The organism is Streptomyces sp. DS1-CR2 (assembly GCF_055760475.1).
In genome coordinates, this window is sequence record NZ_CM147085.1 from 5,938,843 (window position 1) to 5,962,555 (window position 23,713).

Here is a 23,713-nt window from a genome sequence, read left to right on the forward strand (position 1 = left end):
GCCAAGACGAGGCAAAGCTCCTGAGTCTGTCCCGCGGCCCCTACGCGTCCCGCTTCTTGAGGACCACATATCCGAAGATCAGGGCCAGGACCACCCAGATCACCATGATGCCGAGGCCGCCCCACGGCCCGTACGGGGTGTCGTCGTCGATCGGCGTCACCACCTGCATGATCTTGCTGCCGGCCTGGTCGGGCAGGTACCGGCCGATCTTCTTCGTCGCCGAGACGTTGCCCAGGATGTTGGAGATCAGGAAGAAGAACGGCATCAGGATGCCGAGCGACAGCATCGGGCTGCGCAGCATCGACGCGACGCCCATCGAGAACATGGCGATGAGCGTCATGTAGAGGCCGCCGCCGATGACCGCGCGCAGGACGCCCGGGTCGCCGAGCTGCGCCCGGTACTCGCCGAGGACGGCCTGCCCGAGGAAGAACGCGATGAAGCTCGTGGCGAGGCCCACGACGAACGCCAGGACGGTGGCCACGGCGACCTTGCTGAACAGGAACGTGCCGCGCTGGGGGACCGCGGCGAGCGAGGTGCGGATCATCCCGGTGCTGTACTCGTTCGAGACGACGAGGACGCCGAAGACGATCATCGCGAGCTGTCCGAGACTCATCCCGGCGAAGCTGATGAACGTGGGGTCGAAGGCCAGCCGCTCCTTCAGGCCCATGTTCTTGAACTCGTTCCTCGACAGGATCGAGATCAGCACGCCGAGCGCGATCGTCACGACGGCCGCGAGGCCGAGCGTCCACACCGTCGAAGCGACGGACCTGATCTTGGTCCACTCGGACCGGAGAACCTGGGTCGTGGCCATCGGTCAGGCTCCCTTGTTCTTCGTACGGTCCCAGCCCTCGCCCCAGCCCTGCTGCTGTGTCGGCGGTGGCAGCTGGACGGGCGGCGGCACCCCGAGCTCGTCCGTGTGCGCGTGGTACTCCACCGACTCCGCGGTGAGCTGCATGAACGCCTCCTCGAGCGAGGCCTGCTGAGGGCTCAGCTCATGCAGAGCGAGATGGTGGGCGGCCGCGAGGTCACCGAGCTGCTCGGGGCTCCAGCCATCCACCTCGAGTGTGCCGCTGCCCGCCTCCACGACGGTGATCCCGGCCTCGTGCAGCACATCGAGGAGCCGCTCCTGCTGCGGCGAGCGCAGCCGCACGTACGAGCGGGAGTTCTGCTGGATGAAGTCGGACATCGAGGTGTCGGCGAGGAGATGGCCCTGGCCGATGACGACGAGGTGGTCCGCGGTCAGCGCCATCTCGCTCATCAGGTGCGAGGAGACGAAGACCGTACGGCCCTGGCCGGCGAGCGACTTCATCAGATTGCGGATCCAGTGGATGCCCTCGGGGTCGAGCCCGTTGACCGGCTCGTCGAACATCAGGATCCGCGGGTCGCCGAGGAGCGCGCCCGCGATGCCGAGGCGCTGGCCCATACCCAGCGAGAAGCCCTTCGCCTTCTTCCTGGCGACGGGCGTCAGACCCACCGTGTCGAGGACCTCGACGACGCGGGTGCGCGGGATGCCGTTGCTCTGCGCCAGGCACAGCAGGTGGTTGTAGGCGCTGCGGCCGCCGTGCATGGCCTTGGCGTCGAGGAGCGCGCCGATGTACCGCAGCGGGTCCTTCAGCTGCGCGTAGTGCTTCCCGTCGATGCGTACGTCGCCTGCTGACGGGCTGTCGAGACCGAGCATCATCCGCATCGTCGTGGACTTGCCTGCACCGTTGGGCCCGAGGAACCCCGTGACGATGCCCGGTCTGACGGTGAACGTGAGGTTGTTGACGGCCAGCTTCTCGCCGTAATGCTTGGTCAGCCCCTCGAGCTCGATCATGCGGCAACGCTAGAACGGGACAAAGCCCCCTGCCACTGGAGCGGCAAGGGGCTTCGGTGTCCGACTTCGGCTGCTCAGCGGGTCTGCTGGGCGGGAACCCCACGAGAGATCGGCTCGTCCTCCGCGGGCGCGCCCGCGGCGGCGACGGCCGCACCGGTGAGCGTCGCCAGCATCTCGCGCACGTTGGTGAGCTGCGCGTTGATGGAGTCGCGGCGGTTCGTCAGCGCGGCGAGCTCGCGCTCCGATTCCGAGCGGATCCGGTCGGCCTTGGCGTTGGCGTCGGCCACGATGTCCTCGGCCTGGCGCTGCGCGGTCTCCACCGTCTGGCGGGCGCGGCGCTCGGCGTCGGTGCGCAGCTTCTCGGCCTCCAGGCGGAGCTGCTCCGCGCGGTGCTCGATCTCCGCGAGACGCTTCTCGGCCTTCGCCTGACGCGAGGCCAGGTCGCGCTCGGACTGCTCGCGGCGCTTCGCCAGGTTCGTCTCGAAGTCCGCGGCAGCCTGGGCGGCCTTGGCGCGGGTCTCCTCGAAGAGGGCGTCCGCCTCCTCACGCTTCGACTGAGCGTCCTTCTGGGCCTCGGCGCGCAGCGTGCCCGCTTCGCTCTTGGCCTTCTCGACAATCCGGACGCCCTCGTCCTCGGCCTTGGACTTGCGCTCCGCAGCGAACGATTCTGCGTCGTTGCGCACCTGCTGGGCCGCCGACTCGGCGAGCTCGCGGTGCTGCTCGGCGGCGCGCCGGGCCTCCTCGCGCAGGTCCTTCGCCTCCTCCTCGGCGAGGCGGAGGATCTTCTCGACGCGCGCGCCGAGACCGGCGTACGACGGCTCGGCGTCATTCACCTGCGCCTGGGCGTTCTGCGTTTCGAGGTGGAGCTCCTCGATGCGCTTTTCCAGAGCAGTGATACGAGCGAGAGCGCTGTCACGGTCGGAGACGAGCTTGGAAATGCGTTCGTCCACCTGAGCGCGGTCGTACCCACGCCGCACAAGCTCGAAGCCGTAGGGGGAAGTGTCGCTCATGGGGTTCCTGTCGAATGAGACCGGTGAGGTGATAGGGGGAATCCTAGGGGTCAAAGCGGCGTGTCATCGAGCAGATGCCCGTTTGATCTGGAGAATGACCCCCCTTTTGAGTGGCTAACCGCAGGATGGCTTGCCAGCGGCAGCGCCGAAGGCCCCTACCAAGCACGCCCGTTGCCGTCCTGGCTACCCTTCCGACCCCTTGCCACCCGATCGGGTAGCGCCCGCTGCGGCTCCCGCCTTGACGGCGCCCTCCTTGGCCCCGCCGCCGGCGGACGGTGCCTCGAAGGACTCCAACGCCTCCAGGACGTCCTGGACGCGGGAGATCTCGGCCTGGATGTCCTCGCGGCGGCGGACCAGGACCTCCAGCTCGCGCTTGCCCTCGCCGACCGTGCGCTCCGCCTCCGCCTGCGCCTCGGACAGGACGCGCTCGGCCTCGCGGGTCAGCTCGGTCTTCTTCGCCCCGGCCTCCTTGAGTAGACCCTCGGCCTTCTTCACGGCGGCGATCCGGACCTTGCTCGCCTCCGAACCCGCCTCCGCGACCATCTCCTTGGCCTTCGCCTGCGCCTCGGCGAGCTGCTCCTCGGCGGCCTTCACCAGCGCGTCGCACCGCTCGCCGGCCGTCTTCATGGCCTCGGCGGACTCGCGCCGCGCCCGCTCGTGCAGTTCGTCGATCTCGCCGGTGATGCGCTCACGCAGCTCCTCGGCGCGCTCCCTGATCGCCGTCGCGTCGCGGCGCGCGCCGACGAGCAACTCGTCCGCGTCAGTACGGGACTTCTCCACCAGGGAGTTGCCCTCGACGGTCGCCTCGGAGACCAGCCGGTCGGCCTCCTTGCGTGCCGCGCCGACCATCATGTCGGCCTGCGACTCGGCGTCCGCGGTCGCCTTCAGCGCGGACTGCCGCGCCTCGGACGTCAGCTTCTCGGCCTCCGAGCTCGCCTCCGTGATGAGCTTGTCGACCTGCTCGGCGGCCTCCGAGCGGCGCTTGTTGGCGTCCTTGCGGGTCTCGTCGAGGGTCCGCTCGGCCTCGGCGCGGGCCGCGGAGGTGAGCCGCTCGGCCTCCGCCGCCGCCTCCGCCTTGACGCGCTCCGCCTCGCTGCGGATCCGCTCGGCGTGCTGCTGGGCGGACCCGACGGTCTCGGCCGCCTCGGCGCGCAGCCGCTCGGCGTCCCCGGCCGCGTCCGCGATGAGCTTCTCGGCCTTGGCGACCGACTCGGCGCGCACCCGCTCGGCCTCGGCGCGGGTCTCGTTCGTGAGCTGCTCGGCCGCCGCGGTGGACTCCGCGTGCAGCCTGGCGGCCTCGGCCGTGGCGCCGCCGACGAGCTGCTCGGCACGCGCGACCGACGCCGAACGGACGCGCTCCGCCTCGGTGTTGGTCTCGTTCATGAGGCGCTCGGCCGCGGCCGTCGACTCGGCGCGGACGCGCTCCGCCTCGGCGTTCGTCTCGCGGGTGAGGCGCTCGGCCTCGCTCGTGGCCTCCGTGATGAGGGTGTCCGCCTGCGTCGCGGCGTCCGAACGGATCCGGTTGGCGTCCTCGCGGGCATCGGCCCGGGTGCGCGAGGCGTCCTGCTCGGCCGACGCGAGCCGCTCGGAGACCTCCGTACGGACCTGCTGGGCGTGCTCCGACGCCTCGGACCGCATCCGCTCCGACTCGGCGATCGCCTCCGAAACCGTGCGCTCCGCAAGGGACTTGGCGGCCTCCGACTCGGCGGCGGCCTCGCCGCGCAAGCGGTTGGCGTCGTCGGTGGCACGCTCGCGCTCCGCGTACGCGTCGGCGCGGACCCGGTCGGCCTCCTCCTGCGCCTCGCGCCTGGTGCGCTCGGACGCGTGCTCCGCGGCGCTGCGCAGGCCCGCGATCTCCTCCTGCGCCTGCTCCTGGAGCCCGGACACGGAGTCGCGCACCTGCTGCGCGGTCTGCTCGGCGGCGCCGACCATCTCGGTGGAGCGCCGGTCGGCCTCCTCCACCAGACGTACGGCCTCTGCCTGCGCCTCCTCGACACGGGCGCGGGCGACCGCGAGGAGTTCCTCGCTCTGCTCGCGGGCCCGCTCGCGCTCCTGGTCGGCCTCCTGGCGCGCGGAACCGAGGGTCTCCTCGGCCTCGCGGCGCCGCCTCGCGGCCTCCTCCTGGGCGGCGCTGAGCGCCTCGGCGGCCTCCGTGGCGACCCGCTCGGCCGCGGCAGCGGCCTCCGCGCGCACCCGGTCCGCGCTCTCCTGAGCCTCCGACTTGAGCCGCTCGGCCTCGGCCGCGGCCTCGGACCGCAGCCGTACGGCGACGTTCTCCGCCTCCGCGCGGGTCCCGGACGCGTCCGACGCGGCCTCCGTGCGCAGCCGGTCGGCCTCCGTCTCGGCCTGCGCCTGGAGCGTACGGATCCGCTCGGCGGCCTCGGCGCGCAGCCGCTCCGTCTCGTCTGCGGTCTCGCGGCGGATGCGCTCCGACTCGGCCCGCGCGTCGGTGAGCGCGGTCTCGGACGCCGTCAGGCGCTGCTCGGCCTCGGTGTGCAGCCGGGTCAGCTCGTCGGCGGCCTCCGACTGCCGGGCCGCGACCGCGCGCTCGGTCTCCTCGCGCAGCTCCTGCGCGGCCCGCTCGGCCTCCGCCTTGGTGGCCTCGGCCTGCTCGGCGGCCTCCTCGCGGTGCCGCTCGGCCTCGGCGCGGGTGCGCTCCAGGGTCTCCTCGGCCTGCTTGCGCAGGTTCGTGGCGCGCTCGATGGCCTCGGTGCGGACCCGCTCGCTCTCGGTCTGCGCGCCGGCCCGCAGCTCGTCCGCGTCCGCCTTCGCCTTGGAGAGCAGCTCCTCGGCGGTCCTGGCCGCCTCCTCGATCTGCTGGACGGCCTCGCGCCGCGCCTCGCTGCGGATGCGCTCGCCCTCGTCGACCGCCTCGGCCCGCAGCTGCTCGGCCTCGCCCCGCAGCCGTCGCGCCTCCTCCTGGAGCTCGACGGTCTTGGCGCGGTAGTCCTTGGTGTCGTCCTTCGCGGCGCCCTTGAGCTGCTCCGCGATGTCGTGCGCCTCGCCACGCAGCCGGTCCGCCTCGGCCTCGGCCTCGCTGCGCAGCCGCTCGGCCTCCTCGGAGGCGGCCTTCGTGGTGGCCTTGGCGTCCTCGGACGCCTTGTTGAGCACCTCTTCGGCCGTACGGGCGGCCTTGGCGAGCTGGGAGGCGGTCTCCTCGGCCGTGACGTTGCGTGCCTTCTCGCCGGCCTCGGCGAGGATCTTCTCGGCCTGCTCCTTGGCGTCGGTGACGACCTGCTCGGCCTCCGACTTGGTGGCCTCGGCCTCCTTGTTGGCCTCCGAGACCAGCCGGGCGACCTGCTCCTTGGCGGTGCGCGTGCGCTGCTCGTTCGCCGACTCGGCGCTCGCGAGCTGCTTGGCCGCGGCTTCCTTCGCCTCGCTGACGACCTTCTCCGCCGACGCTCGCGCCTCGCGCAGCGCCGTGTCGGCCTCGGACAGGCGCTGGTCGGCGGCGCGGCTCAGCTCGGCGGACTGGCGGCGGGCCGTGTCCGACTCGGTGGCCGCGGACGAGCGCAGCTGCTCGGCGTGGTCGGTGGCTTCCTGCGCCTGGGTCGACGCGGCGTTCAGGAGGCGCTCGGCGTCGGTGCGGGCGCGGCGCAGCAGCGCCTCGGCCTCGGCGCGGGCCGTCTCGGCCTCCGACGTCAGGCGCTGGCGGGCCTCGGTGGCGATCCGCTCGGCCTCGGCGCGGGCGGCGGCGAGCGCCTGGTCGGCCTCGGCGCGGGACTCGTCGACGAGCCGGCGGGCCTGCTGCTCGCTGCGGGCGCGCAGCTGCTCGGCCCAGGCCACGTTCTCATTGACGTGTGCCTCGACGGTCTGGCGGCGCTCGGCCAGCTCCTGGTCGAGCTGCTGGCGGCGCGAGACAGCCTCGGCGTGCAGCTCGGACTGGAGCCGGGACTGCTGCTCGGCGTGCTCCTGGAGGATGCGCTGCGTCTGGGCGCGGGCGTCGCGCAGCTCGCGCTCGGCGTCGGCGCGCAGCTGGTCGGCCTGGATCTGCGCGTTACGCAGCAGCTGCTCGGCCTGGTACCCGATGTCCCCGCCGTCGTAGGCAGGCCGGGACGCGAGGTTGCGGCGCGCCTCGTGCAGCTTGGCGCGCAACACCTCGACCTGGTAGCCCAGGTCCTCGGCGTGCTGGACCGCCTTCTCCCGCTCGGTCTTCAGCCGGTCCATCTCGGCCTCGAACCGCGAGAGATGGTCGGTCTCAGCCGGCCGCCGGCTGTCCTGGCTCTCGTAGCCCCGCACTGCGCGGTCCCATCCTTCCCCAAGCTCTCAACTTCGTTCGAGCAGGGGAGACCCCAACTCTGGTCGAAAGTCTCTCCAAACGAGCACCGTCCATCCGCCGAACGGGGCCCCCGGGGAATGGTGTCAGATCAACGGCGGAGCATGGGCTGCTGCCCCGTCGCTCGCCCCCCGAAACCCGGACCCCGGCCCGCGGCCGTCCGTGTGACGGACGGCCGCCCCCAACCCTACCGGCCCAGATATACGGAGGTCAGTGCTCAGGTGACTCAACCGGTGCGGAAGTGACGAGTTCGGTCAGTACGCCGTGGCAGTCCTTGGGGTGCAGGAAGGTGATACGCGACCCCATCGAACCGATGCGCGGCTCGTCGTACAGGACGCGTACGCCCTTGCCCCTGATGTCCGCGGAGTCGGCGTCGACGTCCGCCGTGCCGAAGGCGATGTGGTGGACGCCCTCGCCGTTCTTGGCCAGCCACTTCCCGACCGCGGAGTCCTCGCGGGTGGGCTCGAGGAGCTGCAGGTAGGAGGCCCCGCCGTCGCTCGTCTCATTGATCTTGAGCATGGCCTCGCGCACGCCCTGCTCCTCGTTCACCTCGGAGTGGAAAACTTCGAAGCCATAGGTAGCGCGGTAGAACTCAACGGTCTTGTCGAGGTCGAAACAGGCGATTCCGATGTGGTCGATTCGCGTCAGCATGCTGTAAGTGCAGCGCGGTCGGACATGGTTACGCAACGTGCGCGCGATCACACCGTTCGGCCGGTGACGTGGGAGGTACTGCTCAGTACATTCGAGTAAACCCTCGTTCACTCCTCATCTCCAAGGGGCCGTGCCTCATGTCTGGAACGACCGGTACCACCTCAGTGATCGTCGCGGGCGCCCGTACGCCCATGGGCCGGCTGCTCGGCTCGCTGAAGTCCTTCTCCGGAGCCGACCTCGGAGGGGTCGCCATCAAGGCGGCGCTCGACCGGGCCGGGATCGGCGGAGATCAGGTGCAGTACGTGATCATGGGCCAGGTGCTCCAGGCGGGGGCAGGGCAGATCCCCGCGCGCCAGGCGGCCGTCAAGGCCGGCATCCCCATGAACGTGCCGGCCCTGACCATCAACAAGGTGTGTCTCTCGGGCCTCGACGCCATCGCGCTCGCCGACCAGCTGATCCGCGCCGGCGAGTTCGACATCGTCGTCGCGGGCGGCCAGGAGTCCATGACGAACGCGCCGCACCTGCTCCCCAAGTCCCGTGAGGGCTACAAGTACGGCGCCGTCGAGATGCTCGACGCGATGGCGTACGACGGCCTGACCGACTCCTTCGAGAACATCCCGATGGGTGAGTCGACGGAGAAGCACAACACCCGCCTCGGGATCCTGCGCCCCGAGCAGGACGAGATCGCCGCCCAGTCGCACCAGCGCGCCGCCGCCGCCCAGAAGAACGGCCTCTTCGAGGCGGAGATCACCCCCGTCGAGATCCCGCAGCGCAAGGGCGACCCGGTCCTGTTCAGCAAGGACGAGGGCATCCGCGCCGAGACGACCGCCGAGTCGCTCGGCAAGCTGCGGCCCGCGTTCGCCAAGGACGGCACGATCACGGCCGGCACGTCCTCACAGATCTCCGACGGCGCCGCCGCGGTCGTCGTCATGAGCAAGGCGAGGGCGCAGGAGCTCGGCCTGGAGTGGATCGCCGAGATCGGCGCCCACGGGAACGTGGCGGGCCCTGACAACTCGCTCCAGTCGCAGCCGTCGAACGCCATCCGGCACGCCCTCAAGAAGGAGGGCCTGGGCGTCGAGGACGTCGACCTCATCGAGATCAACGAGGCCTTCGCGGCCGTCGCGGTGCAGTCAATGAAGGACCTCGGCGTGTCCTCGGAAAAGGTGAACGTCAACGGCGGGGCGATTGCCCTGGGTCACCCGATCGGGATGTCCGGTGCCCGTGTCGTCCTGCACCTCGCGCTCGAGCTGAAGCGCCGCGGCGGCGGCATCGGCGCGGCCGCGCTGTGCGGCGGCGGCGGCCAGGGTGACGCGCTGATCGTGCGGGTACCCAAGGCCTGACGCCTTTACGTGTACGAGTCCGACCGAACGGAACTGAACGGAGCTGTGATGCAGGACGTCTCCACCCTGGTGGCCCAGGCCAGGGAAGGCCGGCCCAGGGCCGTGGCCCGGCTGATCTCCCTGGTGGAGGGGGCGTCCCCGCAGCTGCGTGAGGTGATGGCGGCGCTGGCCCCGCTCGCGGGGCACGCGTATGTCGTCGGGCTCACCGGGTCGCCGGGCGTCGGCAAGTCCACGTCCACGTCCGCCCTGGTCAGCGCGTACCGGCGGGCCGGGAAGCGGGTCGGCGTGCTCGCCGTCGACCCGTCGTCGCCGTTCAGCGGCGGCGCCCTGCTCGGTGACCGCGTCCGTATGTCGGAGCACGCGTCCGACCCCGGCGTGTACATCCGTTCCATGGCCACGCGCGGGCACCTGGGCGGCCTCGCGTGGGCCGCGCCCCAGGCGATCCGGGTGCTCGACGCGGCCGGCTGCGACGTCGTCCTCGTGGAGACGGTCGGCGTCGGCCAGTCCGAGGTCGAGATCGCCTCGCAGGCCGACACGTCCGTGGTCCTGCTCGCCCCCGGCATGGGCGACGGGATCCAGGCGGCCAAGGCCGGAATCCTGGAGATCGGCGACGTCTACGTCGTCAACAAGGCCGACCGCGACGGCGCGGACGCGACGGCCCGGGAGCTCAACCACATGCTGGGCCTCGGCGAGTCCCGGGGCGCCGGCGACTGGCGCCCGCCCATCGTCAAGACCGTCGCGGCCCGCGGCGAGGGCATCGACGAGGTCGTCGAGGCACTCGAGAAGCACCGGGCCTGGATGGAGGAGCACGGCGTCCTCGCCGAGCGCCGCCTCGCCCGCGCCTCCAACGAGGTCGAGACGATCGCCGTCACGGCCCTGCGCGAGCGCATCGCGGACCTCCACGGCGACCGCCGCCTCAGCTCGCTGGCCGAGCGCATCGTGGCGGGCGAGCTGGACCCGTACCGCGCGGCGGACTCCCTGGTGGCGGGCTTGACGGAGGCCTGAGCGGACAGTGGGGGCGGGGCTGCGCCGCGGTTTCATCCGTGGCCAACTCCCGCTCCCCGCTGTTACGTTGGACGCATGTTCCTTCTCTGTGCGTAGGGCACGACCCGACCGCGACCACCGTCGAACGGTGACGTCGCGGTCCTCGGCGTCCGTGTGCCCTTCGTTCTGAGGAACTCCCACCCATGTCGTCGTACGCAGCGCTTCTGCGCGTTCCCCATGCCCGCCGCACCTTCGGCGCCGCCCTGCTCGGGCGGCTCTCCTACGGGACCGTGTCCCTGTCCCTGATGCTCGCCGCGAAGTCCGCAACCGGCTCGTACGCCGTCGCGGGCACGGCCATGGCGCTCTTCGGCGCCGCGTCCGTCTTCCTCTCACCCCTGAGAGCGCTCCTGATCGACCGGTACGGGGCGCGGCGCGCGCTCCCGCCGATGACGGGGGCGTACGCGGTCCTGCTGGGCGTGCTCGCCGCACTGACCTGGCGGCCGGGGGCCTCAGGCCTGCTGCTCGGAGCGGCCGCCCTCACCGCGGGCGCGTGCACCCCGCCCCTCGGCCCGACCATGCGGACGGTGTGGAGCGAACTCGTCGGCAAGCGCGAGGGGTTGCTGCAGCGCGCGTACAGCCTCGACGGGGTGGCCGAGGAGCTGCTGCTCGTGTCCGGCCCGCTCATCGTGGGCGTGGTCGTGCAGTTCGCCCCCGCGGCGTTCGGGGTCGCTGTCAGCGCGGTCCTGGTGGCCGTGGGAACCGCCGCGTTCGTGGCGTCCCCGGCCGTACGGGGCATCGCCGGCCGGGAAGCGGGGCGGCGAGGGCGGTCCGGTGGGATCTCGCCGGTACGCGGTCTCGCGCAGCCCGTGGTGGTCGCCGTAGGCGTCGGACTCGCCCTCGGCGCCCTCGACCTGCTCGTCCTCGCCTTCGCCGACGCCCGACAGCACGCCGACGCCGTGGCCTGGGTGATGGCCGCGCTCTCGGCGGGCAGCGCGGTCGGCGGCCTCGTGAACGGCGCCGTCTCCTGGTCCGCTCCCGCCCGCGTCCGGCTGCCGCTCCTGGCCGCGGGGCTCGCCGCCGCGCTGGGGGCGGCGGCGCTTGCGCCGGGCCTGGTGACGCTCGGCGCGGCGGCCGTGGTTGCGGGCCTCTTCGTCGCGCCCGCCCTGACGACTGCGTATCTCGTGGCCGACGAGACGGCCGGCCCGGCGTTCCGCACCCAGGCCGGGGCCTGGGTCAACACGGCGGTGAACGCCGGTATCTCGGCCGGCACGGCGGGCGCGGGCCTCCTGGTGGCCCGCCTCCCGCTTGCGGCCTGCTTCGCCGTGGCCGCGGCGGCGCCGGTCGCGGCGGCGGTATGGGGCGTACGGGGTGTGCGCGGCGCCCGTACGACGTCGGAAGCCGCGCCCGGGGACGGTGTCCCGGACGCGGCTCAGGAGACGGGCTCGGCGGCGCGCTGAACCGGCGTACGCCGAGCCGGGCTGTCGGGCGCGGACCTCAGTCGTCGTCGCCGTGGTGGCCGTGGTCGTCGTCGGAGTCGTGGCCCCGGCCGTGGTTGCCGTGGTCGTCACCGGCGTCGTGTGTGGCGGTGTTGTCGCGGCCGTGGTCGTCGCCCGCGTCGTGCGTGGCGCGTGTGGCGTCGTCGTCGCGGCCGTCGTCCCCGTCGTCGTGGGACGAGCGGTCCGGGGTCACCGCGCCGGACCGGAGGTCGACGCGCCAGTCGGTGTCGGTGCCGTTCGCCGCCGTGGTCTCGGCCTCCCAGGCGTGGGCCGTGCCGTCGTCGTCGAGGTCGATCTCGGTGACCGTCCCCTTCACGGCGGCGGCCCTCGCCGCGTCCTGCGCCGTGGTCTTCGCGTCCTTCAGGATGGCGGTGACGCGGGCCGTGTCGTCGTGGCGTGAGGTGTGCGAGCCGGTGGCCTTGCCCGAGGCGGGGTCGACGAGGACGTCGTGCCACGCCGTGCCGTTCAGGACCTCGACCTCCCAGACCACCCGGTCGTTCTCGTCGTCCAGCTCGGCGGAGACGGCCGTGCCGGGCACCGACTTGAGGGCGGCGGCGATGGCGTCCGAGGCCGTCACCTTCGCGGTCTTCAGCTCGGTCACGTGCTCCGTGCGGTCGTCGTCGTGCCCGGCCGACCCCGTCGACCCCGTACCCCGCGACGCGGTCGACGTGCCCGCCGCCGTGCTGTCGTCGCCGCCCGAGACCGCGACGGCGGTCGCGGTGCCGCCGCCGATCAGGGCCACGGCGGCGATGGTGGCGATCGCGATGTTGCGCTTCATGAGGGATCCTCCCCGAGACGATTCCCGGCCCACCGGACATCCGGTGCGCTTCGACGAGGACCACAGTGGCCGACCGTTGCTGAAGCCCCGCTGAAGGACCCTGAAGGCTTCTTCAGATTCCGTTTGCGACCCTTGCCCTCATGCGCCCACCCGTCTCCCACCACCACCCCGCCCGAGGCGCTTCGCGCCGCCCTCCTCGATTCTTGATCGTGGAAGACGAAAAGCGTCTGGCCCTCTCCCTCGCCCGGGGCCTGACCGCCGAGGGGTTCGCCGTCGACGTCGTCCACGACGGCCTCGAAGGGCTCCACCGGGCGGGCGAGGGCGCGTACGACCTGGTCGTCCTCGACATCATGCTGCCGGGCATGAACGGCTACCGCGTCTGCGCCGCCCTGCGCGCCGCAGGCCACGACGTGCCGATCCTCATGCTCACCGCCAAGGACGGCGAGTACGACGAGGCGGAGGGGCTCGACACGGGCGCCGACGACTACCTCACCAAGCCGTTCTCGTACGTCGTGCTCGTCGCGCGCGTGAAGGCGCTCCTGCGGCGGCGCGGCTCCGGCGGCGGCTCGTCCGTCCACACGCTCGGCCCCTTGCGGGTCGACACCGGTGCGCGCCGCGTCCTGCACGACGAGACCGAAGTGCCGCTCACCGCAAAGGAGTTCGCTGTCCTGGAGCAGCTGGTGGTGCGTCCCGGCGAGGTCGTCTCGAAGGCGGAGATCCTGGAGCACGTCTGGGACTTCGCGTACGAGGGCGACCCCAACATCGTCGAGGTGTACGTCAGCACCCTGCGCAAGAAGCTGGGCGCGGAGCTGATCAGGACGGTGCGCGGTGCGGGCTACCGCCTGGAGGCGCCGCGATGAGGCGGCGGCTGTTCGGTTCCGTACGGGCCAGAGCGACGCTCGGCGCGACCCTCGTCGTCGCCGTGGCGCTTCTCGCCGCCGGTGCCTCGGTGCTGCTCGCGCTGCGGTCCAACCTCACCGACCAGGCGTCGAGCGAGGCGGAGTCCTCCGCCCGCAAGGTCGCCGTGTCGATCGCGACGGGCACCGCGCCCGACGGCCTCGACCTCCCGGACGGCGACGACACCCCGGTCCAGGTCGTCGACAGCGACGGCCGGCTCCTGGCGGCCAGTGAGGACCTGGAACGGATCAGCGGGACCGGCTCGCCCGCCGTCAAGCCGGTGACCCCGCCGGTCGACGGCGACGGTGGCGATGACGACGACGGCGGCTCCGACCGGCATGGGGGCAAGGGCGGGGACGACGACTCGTACGCGTACGGGGAGATCGCCGACGACGCCGAGCGGAGCGAGGGCTCGGCCACGGTCGACGGGGAGACCCGGGACTACCGGTTCGCCGCGCTGGAGGTGAAGGGCACCCGGCAGGGCGACCTCACCGTGTACGCGGGTGCCTCGCTGTCCGCCGAACAGAGCGCCGTCGGCACCGCGCTGACCGTCATGCTGATCGGTTTCCCGGTGCTGCTCGGGGTCGTCGCCGCGGTCACCTGGCTGGTGACCCGCAGGGCGCTGCGCCCCGTCGAGGGCATCCGGAGCGAGATGTCCGCGATCACGGCGTCGCAGGACCTTGCGCGCCGGGTGCCGGAGCCGGGTACGCACGACGAGGTGGCGCGGCTCGCACGGACGACGAACGAGACGCTCGCCGCGCTGGAGACGTCCGTGGAACGCCAGCGCCGGTTCGTCGCCGATGCCTCGCACGAGCTGCGCAGCCCCATCGCGTCGCTGCGTACCCAGCTCGAAGTGGGCGCGGCCCACCCCGAACTGCTGGACGTGGACGGGGCGGTGGCCGACACGGTGCGGCTCCAGGAACTCGCCGCGGGGCTTTTGCTGCTCGCCCGGCTCGACGCGGGGGAGCGGCCGGGGCAGGCGCGGGTCGATCTGGCCGCGCTGGCCGGCGAGGAGCTGTCGCAGCGCCCGGCGGGCCGCGTCGCGGTGCGCACGCGCCTCGAACCCGTCGAAGTCGCGGGCTCGCGCGGCCAGCTGGCGCGGGTGGTCGGGAACCTTCTTGACAACGCGCAGCGTCACGCGCGGTCCCGCGTGGACATCGCCGTACGGGTCGAGGGGCCGTGGGCGGTCGTCGAGGTCGGCGACGACGGCGCGGGCGTGCCGGAGGCGGAGCGGGAGCGGGTCTTCGAGAGGTTTGTACGCCTGGACGACGCGCGGGCCCGGGACGACGGCGGGGCGGGTCTGGGACTCGCCATCGCCAGGGACGTCGCCGTGCGGCACGGCGGCGCCCTGACGGTCCGCTCGTCGCCCGCGGGCGGAGCGCTCTTCGAACTCAGACTGCGGGTGGCGCCGGGGGCCTGAGGCCGGCGGACGGGGAAGGCCGGTGTTCCCCGTTCGCAATGGTCACGGTTTGCCGCGCTGCGAACGCAGGTGTTCGGCGATCGGGGTCAGGGCCTTGTGGAGGGCGTCGAGCTCCTCGGAGGGGATCAGATCCACGAAGTGCCGCCGCACGGACGCCACATGGTGAGGGGCGACCTTCTTCATGGTCTCCATGCCGTCCTCGGTCAGGACGGTGTAGAGGCCGCGGCGGTCGGACTCGCAGTTCTCGCGGCGGACGAGTCCGGCGTTCTCCATACGGGTGATCTGATGGGAGAGCCGGCTCTTGGACTGCAGGGTGGCGGTCGCGAGATCGCTCATGCGCATCCGGTGGTCGTCCGTCTCGGAGAGATGCACGAGGATGTCGTAGTCGTTCATCGTCAGGCCGAACGGCTGGAGGTCCTTCTCGAGCTGATACGTCAGCATTCTGTTGACCTCTACGTGCGTGCGCCAGGCGCACTGTTCCTCGTCGGTCAGCCAGCGTGTGGCCGTCTCGGTCTCCATGTATTGATTCTACCTAAGAAGTTGAAATGCGAACGAAAGTGGGGAGTGTGACGCCTCCCACCCCCTCGTGACACAAAGGGGTCACGCGTTCGACGTCACACTCCGCAGATTACCGCTCACAGTCCGAAGCGGCGCTGGAGGTCGCCGAGCTGTCCGGGAAGACGCGGTACCCCCGGTTGCTGTCCGGGTGCCCCGTGACCGCCCGGCACACCCGCCTGCTGCGGCACCGCACCCGTCGCCTGTTCGGCCATCAACGTCTCCGTGGACTGCAGCAATACGGTGCCGGCACCCACGAACTCGAACTGGTGCTCCTCCCCGGCGACGCCTCCGATGCCCGTCATCGCACGTAGACCGCCGATCACGCCCGTCAGATAGGAGTGGTCGTAGTGGTGGCAAGGTGACGGGCAGTCAGCCCAGCCCACCAGCGCCTGTGGATCAACGCGGATGGGCGGCTCCATGAAGACCACCGGACCGCTCGAGGCCGCCACGAATTTGCCCGTGCCAATGAGTGTCAGAAAGCCGGGAACGATCGACTGCTTCAGCGCGAGAGTTGGCTGAAAAGCGAGCAGGTTGCCCGAGCGGATCGTCAGGTTCCCGTTCTCCAGGTCGTACGCATTCACGTCGAAGGCCCGGTCGGCAAGCAGCATCTTGCCCGAGCCCTCCGCCACGACCCAGTCGCTCGCGTGCAGCGGGGAGTGGAAGGACGTCCGCACGAGGCGGTCGAGGCGGCCGTGCCCGATCCCGTTGAAGTCGATGCGCCCGTAGTAGGCGATCATCTTGCCCTTCTGCAGGAACCAGCTGCTGCCCTTGAGCTCCACACAGAACGTGTACGCGTTCACATGGTCGTCGGCCGGCAGGGTGGCCGGGTCGAAGATCACCGGGCTGCTCACAGCTTCTCCTCCGAGGCCTGGACGTACACCGCGCCGCTGCCGCTGAGCTCCAGCTGGAACGCCTCGCCGGAGCCGCGCCCCACCATGTCGCGCCAGCCGAGGGCCGTGGACAGCTTGTTCCGTACGTCGCCGTGGTGCGCGACGTACGCCTGCGGGTCGACGTGGACGGGGCGGCCCGGCGTGATCGGCAGCTCGATGACGCCGCCGTGCGCCATGACGGCGGCCGCGCCGTGTCCCTTGAGGGTGGTGGTGAACAGGCCCTGTCCGGAGACCTGGCCGCGCACCATCCCCATCACGCCGCCCTGCGAGCCCATGAACATCGTGCCCTGCTGAAGGCTCCCGTCGAAGGCGAGCAGCCGGTCCGCCTCCACATAGAGGGTGTCTCCGGAGAGGGCTATCACCTGGACGTGATGGCCGCCGTGCCCGAACAGGACGGTGCCACTGCCGTCCACGGTCATCAGCGGCGTCGCCTCGTTCGCCACCCGCCGCCCGAGCATGGACATCACACCGCCCTGGCCGCCCTGGATGCTGGGCGTGAAGGTCACGTCCCCCTTGTAGGCGAGCATCGCGCCGCGCTGGCTGTAGATCCGCTGCCCGGGGACGAGCGTCGCCTCGACCATCTTCGAGTTGATCTCACGGAAGGACATCTCACACATCCCCCGCGATCGTGTTGCGCTCACTGGGCTGTACGTAGACCAGGCCGTCGCCCTCGAAGCGGATCTGGAAGGCCTCGCCCCCGCCCTCGCCCATGAAGGTGCGGAACGTGACGCCCGACTGGAAGGACTGCCGCACATTCCCCTGGTGCGCGACGTACGCGCCCGGGTCGACGGTCAGGGGGAAGTCCCGGCTGACGCGGAGCACCACCGCGGGGCCCTCGCTCATGATCGCCGCCTGGCCGTGGCCCTCGACGGTCGTCGTGAACAGGCCGTTGCCCTGGGAGGCGCCGCGCACGCCGGTGAAGGACGTGCCGGTGCGCAGGCCCGCGTCCGTGCAGAGCAGATTGCTCGACTCGACGAAGAGCTTGTCGCCCCGCAGGTTCACGACGCTGATCTCGCTCGCCCGGTCCGCGAACCAGCACGTGCCCTGCCCCTTCACCTCCATCACGGTCATCTCCTCGCCGGTCAGGCGGCGGGTCACCATGCCGCGGATGCCCTCGCCACCGCCCGTCATCTTCTTGAACGCCATCCGGCCGTCGTACGCGACCATCGAGCCGTTCTTCGCCTTGACGCTGTCGCCCGTCATGTCGACGGCGAGCACTCTGCTGCCTTGCAGCCGGAACGTAGCCACGATGTGACGGTAAGGGGTGAGATGCCCCCCGGGACAGGGGTCCCGGCCCTGAACGAACCCTGAGCGAACCCCTGGCCATCCCCGATGCCACAATGGGCAGCGCTTGTGCTTGCGTTCACAAGATCGAACGCCCGCCCCTCACCGCTTCTGCCGAAGGTGCCCCCGTGGACATCAAGACCGCCTCCGCACTCCGCCGTCTCCGCCTGGTCTCCGCTCCGGAGGCCGTCTCCTTCCTGCTGCTCCTCGTCTGCTCGGTGCTGAAGCGGACCACGGAGTTCGACGCCGTCCCGGTGATGGGCATGGTGCACGGCGTCCTGTTCATCCTCTACGTGCTCTTCTGGCTCGACGCGTGGAACCGTACGAAGTGGGGCGTCAAGACCGGCGCCCTCTACTTCGTCCTCTCCGTCCTGCCGACCGGCGGCTTCTTCGCCGAGCGCAAGCTGAAGCGTGAGGCGGAGGCCGCGGTCATCGCGTCCCGCGCCCGCCAGGAGAAGGCCGTGAGCGCATGATCGTCGCCTTCTCGGTCTCCCCGCTCGGCGTCGGCGAGGACGTCGGTGAGTACGTGGCCGACGCCGTCCGGGTCGTGCGCGAGTCCGGACTCCCGAACCGCACGGACGCGATGTTCACCTCGATCGAGGGTGAGTGGGACGAGGTGATGGACGTCGTGAAGCGCGCCGTCGCCGCCGTCGAGGCGCGGGCCCCACGCGTATCGCTCGTCCTCAAGGCGGACATCCGCCCCGGTGTGACGGACGGCATGACGTCGAAGGTCGCGACGGTGGAGCGGCACCTCGCCGCTGAGTGACACCCCTCGGAAACTGCCCTCGGTGTGAAGCCCCGGCCCGGGTGGGCCGGGGCTTTCGCGCAGGTCCCGGACCGAAGGGCGAGACGGGGCTGACCAGCATATGACCGGCCGGTAAGGTCTTGGGCGTGCCGAAGCCGCTCAGCCTTGCCTTCGATCCCATCGCCCGCGCAGACGAACTCTGGAAGCAGCGCTGGGGATCCGTGCCGTCCATGGGCGCGATCACCTCGATCATGCGCGCGCACCAGATCCTCCTGGCCGAGGTCGACGCGGTCGTGAAGCCGTACGGACTGACCTTCGCGCGCTACGAGGCGCTGGTGCTGCTCACCTTCTCCAAGGCCGGCGAGCTGCCGATGTCGAAGATCGGCGAGCGGCTCATGGTGCATCCGACCTCGGTGACGAACACCGTCGACCGCCTCGTGCGGTCCGGGCTCGTCGACAAGCGGCCCAACCCGAACGACGGCCGCGGAACGCTCGCCTCCATCACGGCCAAGGGCCGCGAGGTCTGCGACGCCGCAACCCGCGACCTGATGGAGATGGACTTCGGGCTCGGGGTGTACGACGCCGAGGAGTGCGGCGAGATCTTCGCGATGCTGCGGCCGCTGCGGGTGGCCGCGCACGACTTCGAAGAGGGCTGACCCGCGTACGGCGAGGGCCGACCCGCGCGAAGATCGCGCAAAACGGGCCGTTACGCTCGTATGCATGAAACAAAGCGTGCTGACCCGGTACCGGGTGATGGCCTATGTCACGGGCGTCCTGCTGGTCCTGCTGACCCTCGGCTGCATCGCGAAGTACGGCCTGCAGATCGACGGCGCCGGGAGCTTCACGAAGGTCATCGGTATCGCGCACGGCTGGCTCTACGTCGTGTACCTGGTCTTCGCCTTCGACCTGGGTTCCAAGGCGAAGTGGCCGGTCGGCAAGCAGCTGTGGGTCCTGATCGCCGGCACGATCCCCACCGCCGCGTTCTTCGTGGAGCGGAAGGTCTCCCGCGAGCTGGAGTCCAAGGTCAGCGACGGCGCCCCTGTCGTCGCCAAGGCCTGACGGACGGCGGCACCCCACCGCCCGCACGATGTGCGGGCGGTTTGCCATCGACATTTACTTGGACGTCCTAGTAAATTTGAAGGCATGGGAAGCAAGGACGCTGACGCCATCGAAGAGGGCCGCCGCCGCTGGCAGGCCCGGTACGACTCCGCCCGCAAGCGGGACGCCGACTTCTCGACGCTCTCGGGGGACCCGGTGGACCCGGTCTACGGGCCACGTCCCGGGGACACCTATGAGGGCTTCGAGCGGATCGGATGGCCCGGCGAGTACCCGTTCACGCGGGGTCTGTACCCGACCGGGTATCGGGGCCGTACGTGGACGATCCGCCAGTTCGCCGGCTTCGGGAACGCCGAGCAGACGAACGAGCGGTACAAGATGATCCTCGCCAACGGCGGGGGAGGCCTGAGCGTCGCGTTCGACATGCCCACGCTCATGGGGCGCGACTCCGACGACCCGCGCTCGCTCGGCGAGGTCGGGCACTGCGGCGTCGCCATCGACTCCGCCGCCGACATGGAGGTCCTGTTCCAGGACATCCCGCTCGGGGACGTCACGACGTCCATGACGATCTCGGGCCCCGCCGTACCCGTCTTCTGCATGTACCTCGTGGCCGCCGAGCGGCAGGGCGTCGACCCTGCCGTCCTCAACGGCACGCTCCAGACCGACATCTTCAAGGAGTACATCGCGCAGAAGGAGTGGCTCTTCCAGCCCGAGCCGCATCTGCGCCTGATCGGCGACCTCATGGAGCACTGTGCGGCGGGCATCCCCGCGTACAAGCCGCTCTCGGTCTCCGGCTACCACATCCGCGAGGCCGGCTCCACGGCCGCGCAGGAGCTGGCGTACACGCTCGCCGACGGCTTCGGCTATGTGGAGCTCGGCCTGTCGCGCGGCCTCGACGTGGACGTCTTCGCGCCCGGCCTCTCCTTCTTCTTCGACGCGCACCTCGACTTCTTCGAGGAGATCGCCAAGTTCCGCGCCGCGCGCCGCATCTGGGCCCGCTGGCTGCGGGACGTGTACGGGGCGAAGAGCGACAAGGCGCAGTGGCTGCGCTTCCACACGCAGACCGCCGGGGTCTCCCTGACCGCGCAGCAGCCGTACAACAACGTCGTGCGGACCGCCGTCGAGGCGCTCGCGGCCGTGCTCGGCGGCACCAACTCGCTGCACACGAACGCCCTCGACGAGACCCTGGCGCTCCCCTCCGAGCAGGCGGCCGAGATCGCGCTGCGCACGCAGCAGGTCCTCATGGAGGAGACCGGCGTCGCCAACGTCGCGGACCCGCTGGGCGGTTCGTGGTTCGTGGAGCAGCTCACGGACCGCATCGAGGCCGACGCGGAGAAGATCTTCGAGCAGATCAAGGAGCGCGGCCTGCGCGCTCACCCGGACGGGCAGCACCCCATCGGGCCCATGACCTCGGGCATCCTGCGCGGCATCGAGGACGGCTGGTTCACCGGCGAGATCGCCGAGTCCGCGTTCCAGTACCAGAAGGCGCTGGAGAAGGGCGACAAGCGGGTCGTCGGCGTCAACGCGCACCACGGGTCCGTCACCGGCGACCTGGAGATCCTGCGCGTCAGCCACGAGGTCGAACGCGAGCAGGTGCGAGAGCTCGGCGTCCGCAAGGCGGCCAGGGACGACGCCCGCGTGCGCTCCGCCCTCGACGACATGCTGAAGGTCGCCCGCGACGGCGGCAACATGATCCCGCCCATGCTCGACGCCGTACGCGCCGAGGCCACCCTGGGCGAGATCTGCGGGGTCCTGCGCGACGAGTGGGGTGTGTACACCGAACCCGCCGGGTTCTGACGGGAGTTCGCGCCGGTGGCGCCCCGCGCACGACGTGCGGTACCGCCACGGGGACCAGATCCTCGTGGACCTCGCCGGACACGGGGACCGCACGGTCGTCTGCCGGGGCTCGCGCACCCGCGTCCTGCCCGCGGACGAGGCGGCCCGCCTGGTCGCCAAGAAGCGTGCCACGCTGGGCAGTTGTGCCTGGAAGAAGTGACGGAACCCGGGCGGGCTACGCCTGTACGGAGGCGAGTCCGCCCAGGAGCAGCGTGGTGAACCGGTCGGCCCACTCCTCGTCCACCGGCTCCGCGCTCACCAGCGTGCGGTGCACCACGGCTCCCGCGACCACGTCGAAGATGAGGTCGGCGGTGCGGGCCGCTGCGGCCGGGTCGGGTTCGAGGGGGAGTTCGCCGCGCGCGTGGGCGCGGGCGCGGCCCTCCAGGACCAGGCGCTTCTGCCGGTCCACGATCGAGGTGCGGATGCGTTCGCGCAGCGGTTCGTCACGCGTCGACTCGGCGACCACCGCCATCAGCGCCGTCTTGGTCTCCGGGCGGTTCAGGAGCGCCGCGAACTGGAGGACCACACCCGCGATGTCCGCGGCGAGACTGCCGTTGTCCGGGAGTTCGAGCTCGTCGAAGAGGACCGCGACCGCGTCCACGACGAGCTCGTTCTTGCTCGCCCAGCGCCGGTAGAGCGTCGTCTTGGCGACGCCCGCGCGCGTCGCCACGTCCCCCATCGTGAGTTTGGACCAGCCGAGGTCCACCAGCGCCGCACGGGTCGCCTCAAGGATCGCCGCGTCGGCGGCGGAACTTCGCGGGCGGCCCGTTCTCGGGAGGGGCGGGGGGATGCGGCTCTGCATGAAAAGGACCATACCGGCCGGTAGGGACGGCGCCGTGAGGCAGACCACAGCGAAGATCACCGGGATCCCGTGCCACGCGGCCCGCGAGAGAGTTACGCTACGACCCGTAGCGAAAGCGCATCGAGCCGTGCGACAACCACGAGGCACCGGGTGGGGACCCGGCGCCGGACAGGCCCCTCCGGGCCGCAGAACGGCCCTTCTCGGGGCCTTGGACCACGTCCGCGAGCACCCATCTGACGGCACCCGCAGACCGGCGGGAGGCCGCGACGGGTGGTCCCGGCCCACAACGCACCGCGGAAGGGGGAGGATGTACTCATGCAGCCACGGAACATGTCCATGAGCGGAGTCGTCGACCTCGCCGCGGTGAAGGCGGCCCAGGAGGCCAAGGTGAAGGCGGAGCAGGCGCGTGCCGAGTCCGCGCGGCAGGGCGGCGGCGGGGCCGTCTCCCCGTCGAGCCTGGTCATCGACGTCGACGAGGTCGGCTTCGAGCGCGATGTCCTTCAACGCTCGGCCGAAGTGCCCGTCGTCATCGACTTCTGGGCCGAGTGGTGCGAGCCGTGCAAGCAGCTGAGCCCGCTGCTCGAAGGCCTCGCGGCCGAGTACAACGGCCGGTTCGTGCTCGCCAAGATCGATGTCGACGCCAATCAGATGCTGATGCAGCAGTTCGGGGTCCAGGGGATCCCGGCGGTCTTCGCGGTGGTGGCCGGGCAGGCCCTGCCGCTCTTCCAGGGAGCCGCGCCGGTCGAGCAGATCCGCGGGACGCTGGACCAGTTGATCCAGGTCGCCGAGGAGCGCTTCGGCCTGACCGGCATCACGGTCGACGCCGATACGGAGGGATCTGCCCCGGTCGTGGAGACTCCGGCCGGTCCGTACGACGCTCTGCTCGAAGCCGCCGTCCAGGCACTTGACGCCGGCGACCTCGCCGGCGCCGTCCAGGCGTACAAGAACGTGCTGAGCGACGACCCCGGCAACACCGAGGCGAAGCTGGGTCTGGCGCAGGCCGAGTTGCTCCTGCGCGTGCAGGGGCTCGATCCGCAGAAGGTCCGTCAGGACGCCGCGGACCGGCCCTCCGACGTGGCGGCACAGATCGCAGCGGCGGACCTCGACCTGGTCGGAGGCCATGTCGAGGACGCGTTCGGCCGACTTGTCGACACGGTGAAGGTCACGGCGGGCGAGGACCGGAACGCCGCGCGCGTGCGGCTGCTCGAACTCTTCGAGGTCGTCGGCTCCGACGATCCGCGGGTGACTACGGGCCGTGCGGCTCTGGCCCGGGTTCTCTTCTGAGCCGTTTCTGACCAGTTCCTAAACGCCGGGCGATGTGGTGCCCAGGTGAAAGTTCTGTTCCCGCCGGTACACAGCGGTCGTGCTTTGCCAAAACTTGGCAAAGGCGGCCGCTGTTACTTGGAGTAAGTCGGGGGCCGTCTTCTGTCCGGTTACGCCCCTGCTTCCCCTGTTTTGGCAACTCGCTTGACACCACCCTGTGTTGTCGGGTGACACCACCCGGTCGCTGTTCGGTTATCCGTCCGTTACTAGCGAGTAACGAACCCCCTTGTGCGCCAGCCGAGAATGCACCACGATCGGCGACGCTCGGTCCTCATCCCGCAGTCCGACAGCCAATCGGGTCGCGGGGTTTCAGGGTCCCCACCGAGCAGGCCGGTAGCAGTGCCGCCGGCCTTGGGCAGGGGGGTCTCTGCTTCCCGGCAGGGCCTGTCCAGCAGGTTGCGCGTGACTGTCAGGTGCGACCAGTGGTTGTCGCTCGGGGGTGATCGCCGGTGATTCGGGTGCCAATGCGCGCCCCCGATGCGGGCGCTCTCCTTCCCGAGGACGTAGCACTTCTCCCATCCCTGCCCGGCTGAGCGCTCCAAGGGGTGCTG

General features: G+C 71.0%; 23 protein-coding genes. 12 read left to right on the forward strand and 11 right to left on the reverse strand.

Translation table 11 applies throughout. The features are described 5' to 3' along the window. Positions 1-40 precede the first annotated feature (40 nt). The 5 genes from ACY0PA_RS28475 to mce all read right to left on the reverse strand — a co-directional run bounded on the left by ACY0PA_RS28475 (position 41) and on the right by mce (position 7,753). On the reverse strand, positions 41-811 hold the full coding sequence (locus ACY0PA_RS28475; RefSeq protein ID WP_473080415.1) for an ABC transporter permease: 771 nt from the start codon (positions 809-811) through the stop codon (positions 41-43). 3 nt (positions 812-814) lie between these two features. Then, positions 815-1,816 (reverse strand): ABC transporter ATP-binding protein, encoded by a 1,002-nt coding sequence (locus tag ACY0PA_RS28480; protein ID WP_473080416.1) that lies wholly within the window; start codon positions 1,814-1,816, stop codon positions 815-817. Positions 1,817-1,890: 74 nt separating this feature from the next. Then, positions 1,891-2,826 carry a coiled-coil domain-containing protein gene (locus tag ACY0PA_RS28485; RefSeq protein ID WP_100595833.1) on the reverse strand — a complete coding sequence of 312 codons (936 nt, stop codon included), beginning with the start codon at positions 2,824-2,826 and terminating at the stop codon, positions 1,891-1,893. A 183-nt stretch (positions 2,827-3,009) separates the two neighbouring features. Continuing rightward, a complete protein-coding gene (gene scy, locus ACY0PA_RS28490; protein ID WP_473080417.1) occupies positions 3,010-7,065 on the reverse strand; it encodes a polarized growth protein Scy in 4,056 nt (1,351 codons plus the stop codon). 247 nt (positions 7,066-7,312) lie between these two features. Continuing rightward, on the reverse strand, positions 7,313-7,753 hold the full coding sequence (gene mce / locus ACY0PA_RS28495; RefSeq protein WP_100595983.1) for a methylmalonyl-CoA epimerase: 441 nt from the start codon (positions 7,751-7,753) through the stop codon (positions 7,313-7,315). 137 nt (positions 7,754-7,890) lie between these two features. Here mce and ACY0PA_RS28500 point away from each other — a divergent pair, with 137 nt between their 5' ends. From ACY0PA_RS28500 to ACY0PA_RS28510, 3 genes are all read left to right on the forward strand, one after another. Then, the gene (locus ACY0PA_RS28500) at positions 7,891-9,093 is read left to right on the forward strand and encodes an acetyl-CoA C-acetyltransferase (protein ID WP_473080418.1); all 1,203 of its coding nucleotides are present in this window, start codon (positions 7,891-7,893) and stop codon (positions 9,091-9,093) included. Positions 9,094-9,141: 48 nt separating this feature from the next. Beyond that, positions 9,142-10,098, forward strand: a complete 957-nt coding sequence (meaB, locus tag ACY0PA_RS28505) for a methylmalonyl Co-A mutase-associated GTPase MeaB (RefSeq protein WP_473080419.1) — start codon at positions 9,142-9,144, stop codon at positions 10,096-10,098. A gap of 182 nt (positions 10,099-10,280) precedes the next feature. Further along, on the forward strand, positions 10,281-11,534 hold the full coding sequence (locus ACY0PA_RS28510) for an MFS transporter (RefSeq protein WP_473080420.1): 1,254 nt from the start codon (positions 10,281-10,283) through the stop codon (positions 11,532-11,534). A 37-nt stretch (positions 11,535-11,571) separates the two neighbouring features. Here the strand turns inward: ACY0PA_RS28510 and ACY0PA_RS28515 are convergent, their stop codons facing one another. Further along, complete coding sequence (locus tag ACY0PA_RS28515) at positions 11,572-12,351, reverse strand: PepSY domain-containing protein (protein ID WP_473080421.1); 780 nt, start codon at positions 12,349-12,351, stop codon at positions 11,572-11,574. Between the two features lie 140 nt (positions 12,352-12,491). On the opposite strand from ACY0PA_RS28515, the gene ACY0PA_RS28520 reads away from it, so the two are divergent. Then, positions 12,492-13,211: a response regulator transcription factor gene (locus ACY0PA_RS28520; RefSeq protein ID WP_473080422.1), complete on the forward strand. Its 720-nt coding sequence runs from the start codon at positions 12,492-12,494 to the stop codon at positions 13,209-13,211. Further along, positions 13,208-14,668, forward strand: coding sequence for a sensor histidine kinase (locus ACY0PA_RS28525; protein ID WP_473080423.1), 1,461 nt, complete (start codon positions 13,208-13,210; stop codon positions 14,666-14,668). Before ACY0PA_RS28520 ends, ACY0PA_RS28525 begins: the two co-directional genes overlap by 4 nt. Positions 14,669-14,710: 42 nt before the next feature. Here ACY0PA_RS28525 and ACY0PA_RS28530 read toward each other — a convergent pair whose 3' ends face one another. The 4 genes from ACY0PA_RS28530 to ACY0PA_RS28545 all read right to left on the reverse strand — a co-directional run bounded on the left by ACY0PA_RS28530 (position 14,711) and on the right by ACY0PA_RS28545 (position 17,364). After that, entirely contained in the window at positions 14,711-15,187 is a 477-nt protein-coding gene (locus ACY0PA_RS28530) for a MarR family winged helix-turn-helix transcriptional regulator (protein ID WP_454404962.1), read from the reverse strand. 116 nt (positions 15,188-15,303) lie between these two features. Beyond that, positions 15,304-16,077 carry an AIM24 family protein gene (locus tag ACY0PA_RS28535; protein WP_473080424.1) on the reverse strand — a complete coding sequence of 258 codons (774 nt, stop codon included), beginning with the start codon at positions 16,075-16,077 and terminating at the stop codon, positions 15,304-15,306. Then, positions 16,074-16,724, reverse strand: coding sequence for an AIM24 family protein (locus ACY0PA_RS28540; RefSeq protein WP_473080425.1), 651 nt, complete (start codon positions 16,722-16,724; stop codon positions 16,074-16,076). The genes ACY0PA_RS28535 and ACY0PA_RS28540 overlap by 4 nt, the downstream gene beginning before the upstream one ends. Position 16,725: 1 nt before the next feature. After that, positions 16,726-17,364: an AIM24 family protein gene (locus ACY0PA_RS28545; protein WP_473080426.1), complete on the reverse strand. Its 639-nt coding sequence runs from the start codon at positions 17,362-17,364 to the stop codon at positions 16,726-16,728. Positions 17,365-17,528: 164 nt separating this feature from the next. Between ACY0PA_RS28545 and ACY0PA_RS28550 the strand changes: the two genes are divergently transcribed. The 6 genes from ACY0PA_RS28550 (at position 17,529) to ACY0PA_RS28575 (ending at position 21,197) form a co-directional block, all read left to right on the forward strand. After that, positions 17,529-17,873 (forward strand): DUF3817 domain-containing protein, encoded by a 345-nt coding sequence (locus ACY0PA_RS28550; protein ID WP_473080427.1) that lies wholly within the window; start codon positions 17,529-17,531, stop codon positions 17,871-17,873. Next, complete coding sequence (locus ACY0PA_RS28555; RefSeq protein WP_116509796.1) at positions 17,870-18,166, forward strand: MTH1187 family thiamine-binding protein; 297 nt, start codon at positions 17,870-17,872, stop codon at positions 18,164-18,166. The genes ACY0PA_RS28550 and ACY0PA_RS28555 overlap by 4 nt, the downstream gene beginning before the upstream one ends. A 125-nt stretch (positions 18,167-18,291) precedes the next feature. After that, the gene (locus tag ACY0PA_RS28560; RefSeq protein WP_473080428.1) at positions 18,292-18,801 is read left to right on the forward strand and encodes a MarR family winged helix-turn-helix transcriptional regulator; all 510 of its coding nucleotides are present in this window, start codon (positions 18,292-18,294) and stop codon (positions 18,799-18,801) included. A 64-nt stretch (positions 18,802-18,865) separates the two neighbouring features. Then, positions 18,866-19,204: a DUF3817 domain-containing protein gene (locus tag ACY0PA_RS28565; RefSeq protein ID WP_473080429.1), complete on the forward strand. Its 339-nt coding sequence runs from the start codon at positions 18,866-18,868 to the stop codon at positions 19,202-19,204. A gap of 84 nt (positions 19,205-19,288) precedes the next feature. Continuing rightward, positions 19,289-20,998, forward strand: a complete 1,710-nt coding sequence (locus ACY0PA_RS28570; protein ID WP_473080430.1) for an acyl-CoA mutase large subunit family protein — start codon at positions 19,289-19,291, stop codon at positions 20,996-20,998. Positions 20,999-21,032: 34 nt separating this feature from the next. After that, positions 21,033-21,197: a hypothetical protein gene (locus ACY0PA_RS28575; protein ID WP_473080431.1), complete on the forward strand. Its 165-nt coding sequence runs from the start codon at positions 21,033-21,035 to the stop codon at positions 21,195-21,197. A gap of 15 nt (positions 21,198-21,212) precedes the next feature. On the opposite strand, the gene ACY0PA_RS28580 is transcribed toward ACY0PA_RS28575, so the two are convergent. Further along, the gene (locus ACY0PA_RS28580) at positions 21,213-21,839 is read right to left on the reverse strand and encodes a TetR/AcrR family transcriptional regulator (RefSeq protein WP_473080432.1); all 627 of its coding nucleotides are present in this window, start codon (positions 21,837-21,839) and stop codon (positions 21,213-21,215) included. 315 nt (positions 21,840-22,154) lie between these two features. Here ACY0PA_RS28580 and ACY0PA_RS28585 point away from each other — a divergent pair, with 315 nt between their 5' ends. Then, positions 22,155-23,123 carry a tetratricopeptide repeat protein gene (locus tag ACY0PA_RS28585; protein ID WP_473080433.1) on the forward strand — a complete coding sequence of 323 codons (969 nt, stop codon included), beginning with the start codon at positions 22,155-22,157 and terminating at the stop codon, positions 23,121-23,123. Positions 23,124-23,713: the final 590 nt, after the last annotated feature.